Here is a 14,453-nt window from a genome sequence, read left to right on the forward strand (position 1 = left end):
ACTTTATTGCTGATGCCACCCGCCGCGAAATTGAAATAAAAAACCCGATGCGCAGATCATCGGGTTCATTTCAATTGAGGAAATCGGGAGAATTACGCCACTTCTGACGCCGCGCTATCTAACAGCGCCATCTCTTCGCTGTTCAGCAGTTTTTCGATGTTCACCAGAATCAACATCCGGTCGCCCAGTGCGCCCAGTCCTGTGAGATATTCGGTTGAAAGCGTCACGGCAAATTCCGGTGCCGGACGAATTTGCTCCGCCGTCAATGAAAGCACGTCTGAGACGCCGTCAACCACGATGCCGACCACCCGCTGTCCGAGATTCAGGACGATAACTACCGTGTTGTCGTTATAGTCCACATCCACCTGGCTGAACTTAATTCGTAAGTCAACAATCGGCACAATAACGCCGCGCAGATTCGTGACGCCTTTGATAAACGCTGGCGTGTTCGCAATCCGTGTCACCTGATCGTAGCCACGGATCTCCTGCACTTTCAGAATATCAATACCGTACTCTTCATCACCAAGGGTAAATACCAGAAATTCCTGGCCTGACGGCTCGCTGGCCAGCTTTGTTACATTCGTCATACCGGTCATATTGTTACCTTTTTACTCATTCAGGCGGCGGTGTTCGCCATACGTTGTTCGCGGTTTATCGCCTGCAAGGCGGAGACATCAACAATCAGTGCCACGCTGCCGTCGCCAAGAATGGTCGCAGCAGAAATGCCGGGGACTTTGCGATAGTTACTTTCCAGGTTTTTAACCACAACCTGGTGTTGACCAATTAATTGATCCACCAGCAAGGCGTAGCGGCGACCGCCACTTTGTAAGATCACCACAATTCCCTGGGTAGCTTCGGTTTTCGCGCCCGCGACGTTGAACACTTTCCACAGTTCGACGATGGGCAGATATTCACCCCGCACTTCCAGCACCCGCTCGCCGCCTGCCAGTGGATGCAGATCGGCTTCACGGGGTTGCAGTGATTCCATGACAGCATTCAGCGGCAGAATGAAAACTTCATCCGCAACGCGTACGGACATGCCGTCGAGGATGGCCAGCGTCAGCGGCAGTAAAATGCGGATCGTCGTGCCAGTACCCTGCTTCGACTGGATTTCGACATGACCGCCCATCTCCTGGATATTACGTTTAACGACGTCCATGCCGACGCCGCGCCCGGAGACGTCGGTGACCTGCTCTGCCGTGGAGAAGCCAGGTGCAAATATCAGCATCGCGACTTCGTCGTCGCTCATGTTTTCGCTTACAGTCAAACCTTGCGAGGCCGCTTTTGCCAGAATTCGCTCACGGTTTAGCCCTGCACCATCGTCGGTCACTTCAATGCAAATGTTGCCGCCCTGATGTTCGGCAGAAAGAATTAAATTTCCGACGCTGTTTTTACCTGCGGCGAGCCGTTTTTCTGGCAGTTCAATACCGTGATCGAGGCTATTGCGTACCAGGTGGGTCAGCGGGTCGATAATGCGTTCTATCAGGCTCTTGTCGAGTTCAGTAGAACTGCCCACCAGCGTCAGTTCTACCTGCTTGCCGAGTTTTCCCGCCAGATCACGCACCAGCCGGGGATAGCGACTAAAGACATATTCCATCGGCATCATACGAATCGACATCACTGATTCTTGCAAATCACGAGCGTTACGTTGTAACTGCCCCATGCTGGTAATCAAATCACCATGATTAACCGGGTCCAGTTCACTGGAGCGCTGGGCAAGCATGGACTGGGTGATGACCAGCTCGCCGACGAGGTTAATTAATTGATCAACCTTTTCTACCGCTACACGGATGCTGGTGGATTCATTGCTGCGCGTCGTTTTTTCCCGCTCCACGCGGCCGGTTGGCGCTTGTTCGGCTGCCAGTTTAAGCACTGGTGGGGTGGATATTTTTGGCGAGACTTCTACTGTTTCAAAAGTAATCTGATCGGCTTCAATCACAAAACAGAGTACCGCTGTGATGTCATCTTCGGCAATGTCGCCCGGTAATATTGCCGAGAGCGAATCCGCCCCTTTCACCACGTCAGTTAACGTTGTCAGATGTCCCAGTTCTTCTTCCAGCAGGTCGACTTCCCCGGCCTTCAGGCGCGAAAGGATAATTCGTCGCGGCGACTGACTGCGACTCTGCTCATCTTGCGGTTCACTTTTGGCAACCACACTTAATCGGGTCACTGCGGATGGCGTTTCGCCTTTCGCTTCTAATGCCAGTTGACGCAAGGCCTGGCAGATATAATCGAAGCTGGCGGCATCCGGCTCTTGCGACTGTTTATAAGCGTCGAGCTGTTCTTGCATGATGTCCTTCGTTTCCAAAAACAGATTGATAATGTCGGTGTTGAGTTGCATCTCACCTCGTCTGGCTTCATCGAGCAGGTTTTCCATCAGATGCGTGGTTTCCTGCAAAACGCTGAAGCCAAAAGTTCCTGCCCCTCCTTTGATCGAGTGGGCAGCCCGAAAGATGGCATTCAATTGTTCGGCATCTGGCGCTTCCGGCTGCAAAACCAGCAGATGCTGCTCCATGTCAGCCAACAGTTCGTCCGCTTCATCAAAAAATGTCTGATAAAAATCGCTTATATCCATGCTCACGCTGTCACCTCGGTTCGGCTGATGGCATTGTGGGAACACTGACCTGTGGTGCAACCTCAGGTTTTTCCAGGGCGCTTACTGGCTCATTCTGGCTTTCGGCGTTTTCATGCAAAATGGCCTGTTCGGCTTGTTTGTTCAGTACCAGCAGGCTGATGCGACGGTTGACGGCATCATCAGGTCCGCGATCGCTTAAGCGCATCGTTGCCGCCATGCCGACAACACGTAACACTTTGCCGCTATCCAACCCGCCGACCATCAGTTCGCGGCGGGATGCATTGGCCCGATCGGCAGAAAGCTCCCAGTTGCTGTAACCTTTCTCACCGCTGGCGTAGGGAAAATCATCGGTATGACCTGAAAGGCTAATACGGTTGGGAATACCGTTCAGTACAGGCGCGATGGCGCGCAGAATGTCGCGCATATAGGGTTCGACATCGGCACTGCCGGTTCTAAACATCGGGCGATTCTGGCTATCGATGATCTGAATACGTAGACCTTCCTGGACCAGATCGATTTTGAGATGTGGACGCAACGCCCGCAGTTTCGGATCGGACTCTATCAACTGGTCGAGATCACCCCGCAATTTCCGCAATCGACTTTGCTCCATGCGTTTTTTCAGCTCTTCGATGTTCGGCTGCTTATTCACTTCCCCCTGGCTTTGGGTGTAATCATCACCACCGCCGGGAATTGGGCTTTCACTATTAGAAATGCGATCGCCGCCCGTAACCGCAGTCGCCAGTGGAGTCCGGAAGTACTCCGCAATCTGAATCAGCTCTTTTGGGCTGGAGATGGAGATCAGCCACATCACCAGAAAAAAGGCCATCATCGCAGTCATAAAGTCGGCATAAGCAATCTTCCACGATCCATGTGCTGCCCCGTGGCTTTTGGCTTTGCGTCGTTTGACGACAATAATCGGATGCGCTTGATTCTTCATGCTTCCTCGGTTGTCGTCTGTTGTTGCGGATTTTTCACCGCACGCACATGCTCTTCCAGTTCAATAAACGACGGACGTTCGCTGGAATAGAGCGTTTTGCGACCAAACTCAACGGCGATAGGCGGTGCGTAACCGTTCAGATTAGAAAGCAGAGTGACTTTGACGCACTGCATCATTTTGCTGGTTTCGGCGCTTTTCTGACGTAAAACACTCGCTAATGGGGAAATAAATCCGTAAGCCAATAAAATGCCGAGGAAAGTCCCCACCATCGCATGTGCGATAAGCGCACCCAGCTCGGCGGCAGGACGATCGGCTGAACCTAACGCGTGAACGACCCCCATTACAGCCGCGACAATACCAAACGCCGGAAGTGAGTCCCCGACCAGCGCCAGACTGTTCGCCGGGACTTCTGCCTCGCTTTCGTGCGTCTCAATCTCTTCATCCATCAGGGCTTCGATTTCGAAGGTGTTCATATGACCGCTGATAATCAGACGCAGATAATCGACGATAAAATCAAGCATGACGCTATCCGCGAGGATGCGTGGGTAGCTGGCGAAGATCTCGCTCTCACGGGGATTTTCAATATCACGTTCCAGCGAAAACATCCCCATCTGCCGCGATTTCGCCATCAACCGATAAAGCAGAGCCAGCAGATCCATATACATTGCTTTGGTGTATTTGGAGCGACGAAACAGCAACGGCAGCGCCTTCAGCGTGCCTTTAATCGCTTTGCCATTATTGCCGACGATAAACGACCCAATCCCTGCACCGGCAATAATCACCAGTTCAGCGGGTTGATAGAGTGCTCCAAGGCTTCCACCGGTCATCAAATAACCGCCGAAAACTGTACCGAGAACAACCAGGTAACCTAATAAGATAAGCACGACATCATCCTTCCACTGTTGACCATGACAGGATGTTCAGTCGTCAGGCGTTAACGCGCGATTGGGGCAAAAAAAAGCAGCGGTACGTCGTTACCGCTGCTGGAATGTTGCGCCTCACCGTATCAGTTAAACAGCCTGTACTCTCTGTTCATCCAGCAGTTGTGGGATAATATCGGCAGGATTCTGGGAAAGTTTACGTCTTTTTACTGCCCGGGATGGCGGTTGACATAAGCTGCAGGCAAAGCTGCCAACAGGCTGGTGAGCGTGGGTAATAAAATTGCCGCCGCAGCAGTTGCAGCTGGAAAGTTGCAGTAATCCACTTTCAACAAACCGCACCAATGTCCAGGCACGGGTTAATGCCAGCAGTGGTCCTTCTTCTGCTTGTGGGCACTGTTCAAGGTATAAACGGTAGGCTTTGATCACCGCATCGACGCCATTACACAAACCGGTTTTCAGTAAAAACTGCCATGCATTACAGAACATCGAAGCATGAACGTTTTGTTCCCAGGTCATAAACCAGTCGGTTGAGAATGGCAGCATGCCTTTCGGCGGTGGGCTTCCGCGCAGTTCTTTATAAAGTTTTATCAGGCGTCCGCGACTTAACTGTGTTTCGCTTTCCAGCATCTGCAAACGAGCGCCCAGGGTGATCAATTCCATTGCCAGCTGAATATCCCGCGCTTCCTGAACAATGCTTTTTTCACTCATGATCAGGCCCTTTTCTTGCGCAGCGCTTCTTCAGGCTGATTAACATCATTCAGCAAGCGTGTTGAGAGCATGATGCCGGTATGAATTTGCTGGAGATCGTCAACGCGGGAATCTTGCGTCAACTGAGTAATCGTCTGGTGGCTGTCAAAACGGAAGTGACAAACCAGTTGATTGGTTTCTGCCAGCTTAACCATTTGCGGAAGAGTCAGTGCCGCTAACGTTGTCGCCATTTCTTCATTTATGCCGAGACGAAACATAGCGGACGCTTTGTCCTGAACAATCAAACGCTGTGCAAGTAGTAAATATGACAAGTTGATGTCATAAATGTGTTTCAGCAACTCGGAGGTATGCATTATTCCCACCCAGAATAACCAACTTTATTTTTATGCGGTTTCACCGCACCCCGTGATGTCGCCGGGAAGCCCCGGTAAAAAATAATTAGCATTAGAATAGTTGCGATAAGCTGCAATAAGCAGAACCACCTTTTTGGTTTAATATGTCCTTACAAATAGAAATGGGTCTTTACACTTATCTAAGATTTTTCCTAAATCGACGCAACTGTACTCGTCACTACACGCACATACAACGGAGGGGGGCTGCGATTTTCAATAATGTGTGATGCAGATCACACAAAACACTCAATTACTTAACATAAATGTATAAGTCATACTTTTGTTTTGGGTGTATTTCAATCTGTTAAAAAGTTTTTCGCTACGCTAGCAAGCAAAAATGAAACAGGAATAATCGAAATGGGATGTTGCGCACAGTTAAAATAACTCACCGTAAATAATCATCTGCTATAAATAATCACTTTCATGCAATACCAGATAAGCTATTTTTAAACAGACACTTACCGCACAACAAACTAATTAAATACAAAGAAAGGCAACAATCAACTTAATGTTAATGAAATGTTTTACATATATTAACCACTTGTTTAATGCGGAGAATCAGTACACTATTTTCTTATAATTACATTTGAAATTATATGATCACCGGGAGTGATTGATTAATTGTCTTTACTAATAATCAGACTAATATTTACCTGTTTGACCGAGTTGGGATTGCGTCGTTTCTCCATTAGGAGTAAAGCTTTAATGTCACCTGAAGTTCACAGAATAAGGAACAGGTTATGAGCTATAGCAATATTCTTGTCGCTGTTGCGGTTACACCGGAAAGTCAGCAACTGCTGGCAAAAGCGGTATCTATCGCCAGGCCAGTAAAGGGACACATCAGTTTAATTACTCTCGCTTCCGACCCGGAAATGTACAATCAATTAGCCGCGCCGATGCTTGAAGATTTACGCAGCGTGATGCAGGAAGAAACGCAAAGCTTTCTTGATAAGTTAATTCAGGATGCGGGGTATCCCGTTGACAAGACGTTTATTGCCTACGGTGAGTTAAGCGAACATATTCTGGAAGTATGTCACAAACATCATTTCGATTTGGTGATTTGCGGTAATCACAATCACAGTTTCTTTTCGCGAGCATCCTGCTCGGCGAAAAGAGTGATTGCCTCAAGTGAGGTCGATGTGCTGTTAGTTCCACTTACGGGTGATTAACCGCTCCTACGCAAGCTTTGGAAAGGTAGCAACTTTATCGCGCTGCTGGCTTTCCGCGCTTCGCGGAACTATCTGCTTTAGGTCGCTAATGAAGCACTCCTGCCAGTGGTTAATATCGTTTTTCACGATAACGTCCAGCATTTCTGCATGACGGGAAATACGTTCCGCCAGCGACATAGTCAATGCACGATCCAGCGCAGCTGCAACTTCGTCACGATCGTAGGGGTTAACAATTAACGCCGACGTTAACTCGTTTGCCGCTCCCGCAAATTGCGAAAGAACAAGAACGCCCGGGTTGGCTGGGTCCTGAGCAGCAACATACTCTTTTGCTACCAGGTTCATCCCGTCACGCAGTGGCGTCACTAAGCCCACGTCAGAGTAGCGGAATATTTTCATCAGTAATTTACGGTCAAAATGCTGATTCAAATAATAAAGCGGCGTCCAGCCTAATTGCCCGTATTTACCATTAATTCGTCCAGCTTCATTTTCGAGCTGATGACGAATATCCTGATAGGCTTGCACATCACCACGCGACGTTGGTGCAATCTGGGTATAACGAATTTTACCATGATGCTGCGGATATTTTTCCAGCAACGCTTCATAGGCGAGAAAACGCTCTGGCAAACCTTTGGAATAATCCAGCCGTTCGACAGAAAAGATATTTTGTACGTTTTTCAGTTCCGCTTTAAGTTGCGCCAGTTTTGGCGGCAGTGGCCCGGCAGCCTGTTTGGCTATTTCTTTCGGTTCAATGCCGATCGGGTAGACTTCTGTTCGAAATGCTTTGCCCCAGGCTGTATGGCTTTTTGCGCTACGTGTCGTGACGCGGGTCAGGTTAGAAAGACAATCCAGGAACGCCAGACGATCGTTTTCTGTCTGGAAACCCAGCAAATCATAATCACAAAGCTGTTCAAGCAAGGTGTCATATGTCGGCAGCGCGTTGAAGATTTCCGGTGTCGGGAAAGGAATATGCAGAAAGAAACCAATGCGATTATTCACTCCCCGTTTGCGTAATTCATGCGCAAATGGCAACAGGTGATAATCGTGGATCCAGATAATGTCATCGTCTTGCAACAGCGGCAGTAATTTATCTGCCAGCAACGCATTTACGCGTAGATAGCCGTCCCAGGCAGGACGCTGAAATTGCACCAGATCGAGCCGATAATGAAAAGCGGGCCAGAGAACGGCATTGGAGAATTGGTTGTAGTATTCGTCAAGGTCCTGTTCGCTGAGGTTAAAAGAGGCCCACGTAATGTTACCTTTTTTCACCTTTTTTAGCGGCTGATCCTCATTCCCTGTTTCACCACTCCAGCCAAACCACAGTCCGCCTGCGGCTTTCAGTGCCCCCAGTATGCCAACGGCAAGGCCACCGGCACTGGCGGCGTGCTCGTCTGGTGGTGCAATCCGGTTAGATACTACGACTAAACGACTCATAGTCATCACTCCTGTTATTTTCTCTTTTTTGTTGTAATGCGGTGGTTATCATTTCAAGCCAGCTCCAGACATCCGGCACACCCGCCAGTCGCCATGATGCCTGAGTTGCACCTGTGCCAATTTTTACTGACATTCCGCCCAGTCGGTTAACGACTGCGAAGCCAGATTCATCGGTTAAATCATCGCCCAGAAATACGGGCGTTCGCCCGATAAAGGGAGCTTCCTGCATAAAAGCTGCAATTGCCTCACCTTTACTGGTACCTCTCGGTTTGATCTCGACAACACACTTTCCCTGCTGTAACGCCATTTGTGGCCAGATCTGAGTAATACGTTGCGCTAATGTCATTAATGCGTCTTCATGCTGCGGAGCCTGACGATAATGCAGCGCAAAAGCCATCCCTTTCGCCTCCAGCTCCGCGCCGGGATACTGAGCGATGACTGTATGCAGTTGCACGCTAATATCACGCGCAATCGCATCCGGCAGATGAACGATATGTGTTTTACCATTGATGTCACGGCGCTCCGCCCCATGCACGCCCGCTAACGGGAAGCGATAAGGTTTTGCCAGTGCGTCAAGCTCCACCATTGAGCGCCCTGATATCAATGCCAATGCACCATCACTTGCGGTTGCCAGTAGCTGTAGTCCTTGCAGAATATTGTCAGGCACGACGACCTGATCGGGATGCGGTTTGATTTCCGCCAGCGTTCCATCAAGATCAAAAAACCAGGCATATTTCGCGGATAGTTCAGGGGTTTCGGTTAACGGTTCTGTCACCCGGCTCTCCTCCTTCTCTTTTCTTATTGTTTTGCGCAGAACGCGCTTTACAGACATGTAAGTATAGACAGTGTGACGGGGGTCGCCATTTGCAATGAAGAACAGCCAACCGTTGTGGCGGCTGGCTGTGGTGGGAAAAAACGTTAAATTGTTGTGGAAAAAAGCATCAGACAGTGCGTTTCGCTTTTTGCTTGTAACGGTCGAAGATCACCGCTGCCAGCAGGATTAAGCCGCGAACCACGTACTGCGCGAAAGGAGAAATATTAAGCAGGTTCATGGCGTTTTCCACGGTGCCTAAAATTAAGATACCCGCCACCACATATGAGATTTTTCCGATGCCACCTTTCAGAGAAACGCCACCTAAAACGCAGGCGGAGATAACAATAAGCTCATAACCAATCGACGTCATTGGCTGCCCACTGGTCATACGTGAAGCCAGAATAATTCCGGCTATCGCAGATACCAGGCCAGAGAGAACAAAGATAATAATTTTGGTGCGAACAACCGGTACACCCGCCAGACGCGCAGCCTCTTCGTTCCCGCCAATCGCCAGGGTGTTACGACCAAAGGTGGTTTTATTCAGCAACAAACCAAAGATAATCAGACACGCGACGGTGAGCCAGATTGGCGCAGGCAGACCGAACCAGTTAGCGTAACCAAGGGCAAAGAAGCTTTCATCTTCGATACCGACCGCTTTACCGTCTGAAATGATGTACGCCAGACCTCGAACAATCTGCATCGTTGCCAGTGTTGTGATCAGAGCATTTATTTTCAGTTTGGCGATAACAAAGCCATTGACCAGGCCACAGAGAATGCCAAGCAGCAACCCCGCTGCCACGCCAATCCACAGGCTTTCAGTCAGGTTGATAACCACCGCCGTGGTGACACCCGCACAGGCAATTACGGAGGCGACAGAAAGGTCAAAGTCACCGGAAGCAAGGCAGAACAACATGCCACACGCCACCATCCCCGACATGGAAATTGCCAGGCCCAACCCTTTCATATTAATGAAGGTGGCAAAATTTGGGACAAAAATGGCACAGGCGATAAAGAGCACCGCAAACACCACCAGCATGCCGTACTGATCCCAGATACGCCCGAAGCTGAATGACGACTTAGGTGCGCCAGACCCCGATGTAGAAACAGAAGACATCATACTCTCCTTACTCAGGCAACTGCCTGGCTGACTTTAGGCATCGCAAGGCTCAGTGCCTGACGCTCATCTGCCTGCTCGTGTAACAATTCACCGGCGATTTCACCTTCCCGCATCACCACAATCCGGTCGGCAACGCCGAGGACTTCAGGTAAGTCGCTGGAGGCAAACAGCACCGCCACACCCTGCGCCGCCAGCGCATAAATCACGTTGTAAATTTCATGCTTAGCACCAACATCAATGCCGCGCGTAGGTTCATCCAGCAAAATGACCTTCATCTCTTCCGATAACCAGCGGCCCAGAATGGCTTTTTGCTGATTTCCGCCTGAGAGATTCATGATCAGTTGCTCAGCGCCCGGCGTTTTGATGTTGAGCGAACGAATGTGGTGATCGGCATTGTTTTCTTCCCAACCGTTGTTGATTACACAACCGCCGAGCACATGTTTACGTCTGGCACTGATGTTGATATTGTCGCGAACGGAGTGCACGGGAATAATGCCTTCCGCTTTGCGATCTTCCGGGCAGAGCATCATGCCTGCGGCAATGGCGTGGCTCGGTTTACGAATATCGATCGGCTGTTGGTCGATATAAACCTGACCGGCGGTGATTTGCGTCCCGCCAAACAAGCCTTTCATTAATTCGCTACGCCCCGCTCCTACCAGACCAAACAGACCGACAATTTCACCACTGCGAACCGCCAGACTTATTGGCGTACGCACGCCTGGTGCTTTCACAGCATCAAGACGCAGGCGCTCCTCGCCATAACTACGAGGTTGCCAGCCGTAGATATCGCCAATGTCGCGCCCGACCATCGCCTGCACCAGCGCGTCGTGGTCAACCTGCTGCATATCGGTAAAGGTTTTGACATAACGTCCATCTTTAAAGACGGTGATGGCATCGCTGAGGGCAAATATTTCTTCCATACGGTGAGAAACGTATAAGATCACCCGCCCCTCTTTTCGCAGTTCACGAATAACGCGGAAAAGATTGTCGATTTCGCGGGCAGAAAGGGAGCTGGTTGGCTCATCAAAGGCGATAATTTTGGCGTTACGCGCCAGCGCCTTGGCGATTTCAACCATCTGCCACTGACCAATGGAGAGATATTTCAGCGGCGTGTCCGGGTCAATATCCATACCAAGATGTTTAAGTTGTAAACCCGCCTCATAATTCAGCAATGAGCGATTCACAATGCCGCCTTTATGCGGCAGCTGGCCGAGATAGATGTTTTCCGCGACGGTCATTTCCGGCACGAGATGCAGTTCCTGGTAAATAATCGCCACACCCGCATTAAGTGCTGCGGTCGTGTCGGAAAAGGACATTTCCTGCCCATTAATCACTACAGAACCCGTGGTTGGCGCATAGTTGCCGCTGAGGATTTTTAAGAGAGTTGATTTTCCTGCGCCATTTTCACCCATCAACGCATGAACCTGACCGGCATAGCAATCAAAACTAATATCCGTCAGCGCCTTAACGCCGGGAAATGTTTTACCGATGCCGCGAAATGAGAGATACGGGGTAGACTGTTGCATAACGTCTCCGTGAATCACTGGTCGTTCACACCCCCTCTGCATCATGCAGAGGGGAATTTTTCCGGCAAATTACTTACCGCCTAAACCTTTTTTCTCCAGTTCTTCTTTAAAGTTGTCACGCGTGATCAGTACCACGTCGGTAACTTCGGTAAATTTTGGCGGTTCAACGTCTTTTGCTACCCAGTTGTAAAGCATTTCGCTGGATTTATAGCCATGTACGTCCGGGCTTGGCAGCAGGGAACCGTAGAAGCCGGTTGCCTGTGCTTTAGACAGTTCGCTCACCGCATCCACACCGTTAATGCCAATGCCGATGATATCGGCCGCTTTAAAGCCCTGACCTTCCGTCGCGCGTACGCCGCCCAGCACGGTGCTGTCGTTCATACCGACGATCAGCCAATGTTTAACTTCCGGATGTTGAACCAGCATTGAGTTGGCAGCGTCAAATGCCCCCGGGATGTCGTTAGATTTGGTAGGTACCTGATAAATTTGTTTTTCCGGGAATCCGGCCGCTTTCAGCGCATCCATAGATCCCGTAGTACGGCGGCGGGCGGTATCCAGTTCGTTGGCGGTAATCGCCATCACCGCGCTTTCTTTGACATCCCAGCCACGTTTCTGCATCTCTTTATACAGTTCCTGGCCCTGACGTTCGCCAATTTTAGTCGCCGCCATCATCACCAGCGGAACGGTATCCATTGGCTTACCTTTGGCGTTAACAAACTGGTCATCCACGGCAATGACTTTCATATCGTAGCCACGCGCTTTCGCGACGATGGCAGAGCCGAGTTTGGGGTCCGGAGTACAAATAACGAAACCTTTTGCGCCACTGGCAGCCAGGCTGTCGATCGCGTTCAATGTTTTTTCGCCATCCGGCACGGCAATCTTAATAACCTCAAACCCTAAATCCTTCCCGGCTTTATCGGCAAACTTCCATTCGGTCTGGAACCACGGCTCTTCCGGTTGCTTCACCAGAAAACCGAGCTTCAGGTTCTCCGCCATAGCGGATTGTGACATAACGGCTGCCAGACCAATGGCTGCCAGGGCTTTAGTAAATTTGTGCATGGTTCTCTCCAGCTTTAGTGTCGTTTTGTGTAGGGCAAAAACGAATGACATTCGTTAAATTAATCGGAAAACAAAGCATTACCTTTTAACTAAAAGATAAGTGACCGTGTTGACATAGTTTTAGCGAGAAATTAATTCTCCATAGGAGAGCAATATCACATCGCAGAATTACAGTGAGAACGTGCATAAATTTAGCGGGAAAAGACATAAGGAAAAGCCAATTTGTCTGACAAATTGTCTAGTGCACAGCAGATTAATCCATAAGATTAGCCTGGAAATCCTTGTTGTCTTTGGTACCCAGCGGGATGTCTTTTTTTTAACCAGTCAATAGGCCACATTACCTGGCGTTGAGTTTTTGCAATGGTGTAATAACCGCAACTCAAAGATGTGGAAAAAGCGCGTCATTCATTTCGCCATTAATTATCACCGTGTTCATTAATTAACAGAACACGTATACTGAGAGCCATATCGCAAAAATGAAAAAACGTTTTAAAAAATCATTGCTTCATCATGAATTCAAATTCACCGATTAATATCAACAAGATACAAAAAGCACTATCATTAAAATTCATTGCAGTTACATTGATTTCATCAATGAAATGTAAAAATATATAAACTTGATGATTTAAGCATTTTCTTATACCCATTCAGACGTTATTCTTATTTCAGATCATCGTCAGAATTGACTCCACGATCACATTTCGGACCGGCAGAAAGGAATTATTCTGCAAACAGTAATTATGGTGTTTTGATTTATCTTGCACCTCTCCACTTCTGGATATAAGGATATTAGGTATGGCAACCGCTGGAATGCTTCTCAAACTCAACTCTCAAATGAACCGCGAGTTTTACGCATCCAATCTCTACCTTCACCTGAGTAACTGGTGTTCTGAACAGAGTCTGAACGGCACCGCCACTTTCCTTCGCGCCCAGGCACAGAGTAACGTGACCCAAATGATGCGCATGTTTAACTTTATGAAGAGTGTCGGCGCTACTCCCATCGTTAAAGCCATTGATGTTCCCGGTGAAAAACTGAACTCACTGGAAGAACTTTTCCAAAAAACGATGGAAGAATACGAGCAACGTTCAAGCACGCTGGCACAGTTAGCCGATGAAGCTAAAGAACTGAATGATGATTCAACCGTCAATTTCCTGCGCGATCTGGAAAAAGAACAGCAGCATGATGGCCTGTTGCTGCAAACCATTCTTGATGAAGTGCGCAGTGCGAAACTTGCTGGTATGTGCCCTGTGCAGACTGACCAACATGTTCTGAATGTCGTGTCGCATCAGCTGCATTGATCGTCATCGGCGCTAATGCAATTGCGCCGATGAAGTTTTTGAGAAACCGCTGCCTCATCTTTTTGAAGCAGCGGTTTTTTAATGGGATTCGCCCTGTGGGGTAAACTTGAGTTCAATCAGCGCGATGGCTTTTTGGATTGCCCGCATGGTGACCGGGTCTGCGGCGGCGGGATGGTGAGTAAAGTCGATATTCTTCAGCTGGCTGGACATTTTTTCGCGAACTTCAACGGGCGCGATTACATCGAGAACATCCTGAATTTGTTTGATAACCAACTGGCAAGCAACCACATCAGAAACCAGTTCCTGATCGGCATTCAGCGGCTGGGACATCGTAAACTCCTGATAGCATTTTGAAAGCCGTTATAGTAGCGGCTTCACATCTTCAGCGATAGTCACATCCACCGTCACCAGGACACAAAAAAACCTGCCGGAGCAGGTTTTTTGTTATCGGAACATATTGCCTGGTGGTACGTCTTTGAACGTCTTGCAATAGTTATTGAACATACTTTTCAGGATCTTGCGCAGTTTCATCGCGGCACTCCGAC

15 protein-coding genes are annotated in these 14,453 nt (G+C 49.1%); 2 read left to right on the forward strand and 13 right to left on the reverse strand.

Annotation, left to right across the window (positions count from 1 at the left end; translation table 11 throughout):
- Positions 1–92: 92 nt before the first annotated feature.
- The 6 genes from cheW to flhD form a co-directional block, all read right to left on the reverse strand.
- Positions 93–596, reverse strand: a complete 504-nt coding sequence (gene cheW / locus ACJHWR_RS01850; RefSeq protein WP_000147302.1) for a chemotaxis protein CheW — start codon at positions 594–596, stop codon at positions 93–95.
- Between the two features lie 20 nt (positions 597–616).
- Positions 617–2,581, reverse strand: coding sequence for a chemotaxis protein CheA (cheA, locus tag ACJHWR_RS01855; protein WP_001300654.1), 1,965 nt, complete (start codon positions 2,579–2,581; stop codon positions 617–619).
- Between the two features lie 4 nt (positions 2,582–2,585).
- Positions 2,586–3,512 (reverse strand): flagellar motor protein MotB, encoded by a 927-nt coding sequence (gene motB / locus ACJHWR_RS01860; RefSeq protein WP_000795630.1) that lies wholly within the window; start codon positions 3,510–3,512, stop codon positions 2,586–2,588.
- Positions 3,509–4,396, reverse strand: coding sequence for a flagellar motor stator protein MotA (gene motA, locus ACJHWR_RS01865; RefSeq protein ID WP_000906336.1), 888 nt, complete (start codon positions 4,394–4,396; stop codon positions 3,509–3,511). The genes motB and motA overlap by 4 nt, the downstream gene beginning before the upstream one ends.
- A 126-nt stretch (positions 4,397–4,522) precedes the next feature.
- Entirely contained in the window at positions 4,523–5,101 is a 579-nt protein-coding gene (flhC, locus tag ACJHWR_RS01870; RefSeq protein WP_001291603.1) for a flagellar transcriptional regulator FlhC, read from the reverse strand.
- Between the two features lie 2 nt (positions 5,102–5,103).
- Entirely contained in the window at positions 5,104–5,454 is a 351-nt protein-coding gene (gene flhD, locus ACJHWR_RS01875; protein WP_001295647.1) for a flagellar transcriptional regulator FlhD, read from the reverse strand.
- 779 nt (positions 5,455–6,233) lie between these two features.
- On the opposite strand from flhD, the gene uspC reads away from it, so the two are divergent.
- Complete coding sequence (gene uspC / locus ACJHWR_RS01880) at positions 6,234–6,662, forward strand: universal stress protein UspC (protein ID WP_000122426.1); 429 nt, start codon at positions 6,234–6,236, stop codon at positions 6,660–6,662.
- Positions 6,663–6,668: 6 nt separating this feature from the next.
- Here the strand turns inward: uspC and otsA are convergent, their stop codons facing one another.
- The 5 genes from otsA to araF all read right to left on the reverse strand — a co-directional run bounded on the left by otsA (position 6,669) and on the right by araF (position 12,609).
- Positions 6,669–8,093 carry an alpha,alpha-trehalose-phosphate synthase gene (gene otsA, locus ACJHWR_RS01885; RefSeq protein ID WP_001295646.1) on the reverse strand — a complete coding sequence of 475 codons (1,425 nt, stop codon included), beginning with the start codon at positions 8,091–8,093 and terminating at the stop codon, positions 6,669–6,671.
- Complete coding sequence (otsB, locus tag ACJHWR_RS01890; RefSeq protein ID WP_001295645.1) at positions 8,068–8,868, reverse strand: trehalose-phosphatase; 801 nt, start codon at positions 8,866–8,868, stop codon at positions 8,068–8,070. The genes otsA and otsB overlap by 26 nt, the downstream gene beginning before the upstream one ends.
- Before the next feature lie 166 nt (positions 8,869–9,034).
- Positions 9,035–10,021: an arabinose ABC transporter permease AraH gene (araH, locus tag ACJHWR_RS01895; RefSeq protein WP_000100203.1), complete on the reverse strand. Its 987-nt coding sequence runs from the start codon at positions 10,019–10,021 to the stop codon at positions 9,035–9,037.
- A 14-nt stretch (positions 10,022–10,035) separates the two neighbouring features.
- Positions 10,036–11,550 (reverse strand): arabinose ABC transporter ATP-binding protein AraG, encoded by a 1,515-nt coding sequence (gene araG / locus ACJHWR_RS01900; protein WP_001187810.1) that lies wholly within the window; start codon positions 11,548–11,550, stop codon positions 10,036–10,038.
- Between the two features lie 69 nt (positions 11,551–11,619).
- Entirely contained in the window at positions 11,620–12,609 is a 990-nt protein-coding gene (gene araF, locus ACJHWR_RS01905; protein WP_000548675.1) for an arabinose ABC transporter substrate-binding protein AraF, read from the reverse strand.
- A 795-nt stretch (positions 12,610–13,404) separates the two neighbouring features.
- Here araF and ACJHWR_RS01910 point away from each other — a divergent pair.
- On the forward strand, positions 13,405–13,908 hold the full coding sequence (locus ACJHWR_RS01910) for a non-heme ferritin-like protein (protein WP_000179469.1): 504 nt from the start codon (positions 13,405–13,407) through the stop codon (positions 13,906–13,908).
- Positions 13,909–13,986: 78 nt separating this feature from the next.
- Here the strand turns inward: ACJHWR_RS01910 and yecJ are convergent, their stop codons facing one another.
- Positions 13,987–14,238: a DUF2766 family protein YecJ gene (yecJ, locus tag ACJHWR_RS01915; protein WP_000082133.1), complete on the reverse strand. Its 252-nt coding sequence runs from the start codon at positions 14,236–14,238 to the stop codon at positions 13,987–13,989.
- 114 nt (positions 14,239–14,352) lie between these two features.
- A complete protein-coding gene (azuC, locus tag ACJHWR_RS01920; RefSeq protein ID WP_010723106.1) occupies positions 14,353–14,439 on the reverse strand; it encodes a stress response protein AzuC in 87 nt (28 codons plus the stop codon).
- Positions 14,440–14,453: the final 14 nt, after the last annotated feature.

The organism is Escherichia sp. WS568 (assembly GCF_046486085.1).
Taxonomy (GTDB): Bacteria; Pseudomonadota; Gammaproteobacteria; order Enterobacterales; family Enterobacteriaceae; genus Escherichia; species Escherichia coli.

Excerpts from the sequence above, each read along its gene's own strand:
- cheW (WP_000147302.1), bottom strand. The coding sequence starts at position 596 with ATGACCGGTATGACGAATGTAACAAAGCTGGCCAGCGAGCCGTCAGGC.
- motB (WP_000795630.1), bottom strand. The coding sequence starts at position 3,512 with ATGAAGAATCAAGCGCATCCGATTATTGTCGTCAAACGACGCAAAGCC.
- flhC (WP_001291603.1), bottom strand. The coding sequence starts at position 5,101 with ATGAGTGAAAAAAGCATTGTTCAGGAAGCGCGGGATATTCAGCTGGCA.
- flhD (WP_001295647.1), bottom strand. The coding sequence starts at position 5,454 with ATGCATACCTCCGAGTTGCTGAAACACATTTATGACATCAACTTGTCA.
- uspC (WP_000122426.1), top strand. The coding sequence starts at position 6,234 with ATGAGCTATAGCAATATTCTTGTCGCTGTTGCGGTTACACCGGAAAGT.
- otsA (WP_001295646.1), bottom strand. The coding sequence starts at position 8,093 with ATGAGTCGTTTAGTCGTAGTATCTAACCGGATTGCACCACCAGACGAG.
- araH (WP_000100203.1), bottom strand. The coding sequence starts at position 10,021 with ATGTCTTCTGTTTCTACATCGGGGTCTGGCGCACCTAAGTCGTCATTC.
- araG (WP_001187810.1), bottom strand. The coding sequence starts at position 11,550 with ATGCAACAGTCTACCCCGTATCTCTCATTTCGCGGCATCGGTAAAACA.
- araF (WP_000548675.1), bottom strand. The coding sequence starts at position 12,609 with ATGCACAAATTTACTAAAGCCCTGGCAGCCATTGGTCTGGCAGCCGTT.
- ACJHWR_RS01910 (WP_000179469.1), top strand. The coding sequence starts at position 13,405 with ATGGCAACCGCTGGAATGCTTCTCAAACTCAACTCTCAAATGAACCGC.
- yecJ (WP_000082133.1), bottom strand. The coding sequence starts at position 14,238 with ATGTCCCAGCCGCTGAATGCCGATCAGGAACTGGTTTCTGATGTGGTT.
- azuC (WP_010723106.1), bottom strand. The coding sequence starts at position 14,439 with ATGAAACTGCGCAAGATCCTGAAAAGTATGTTCAATAACTATTGCAAG.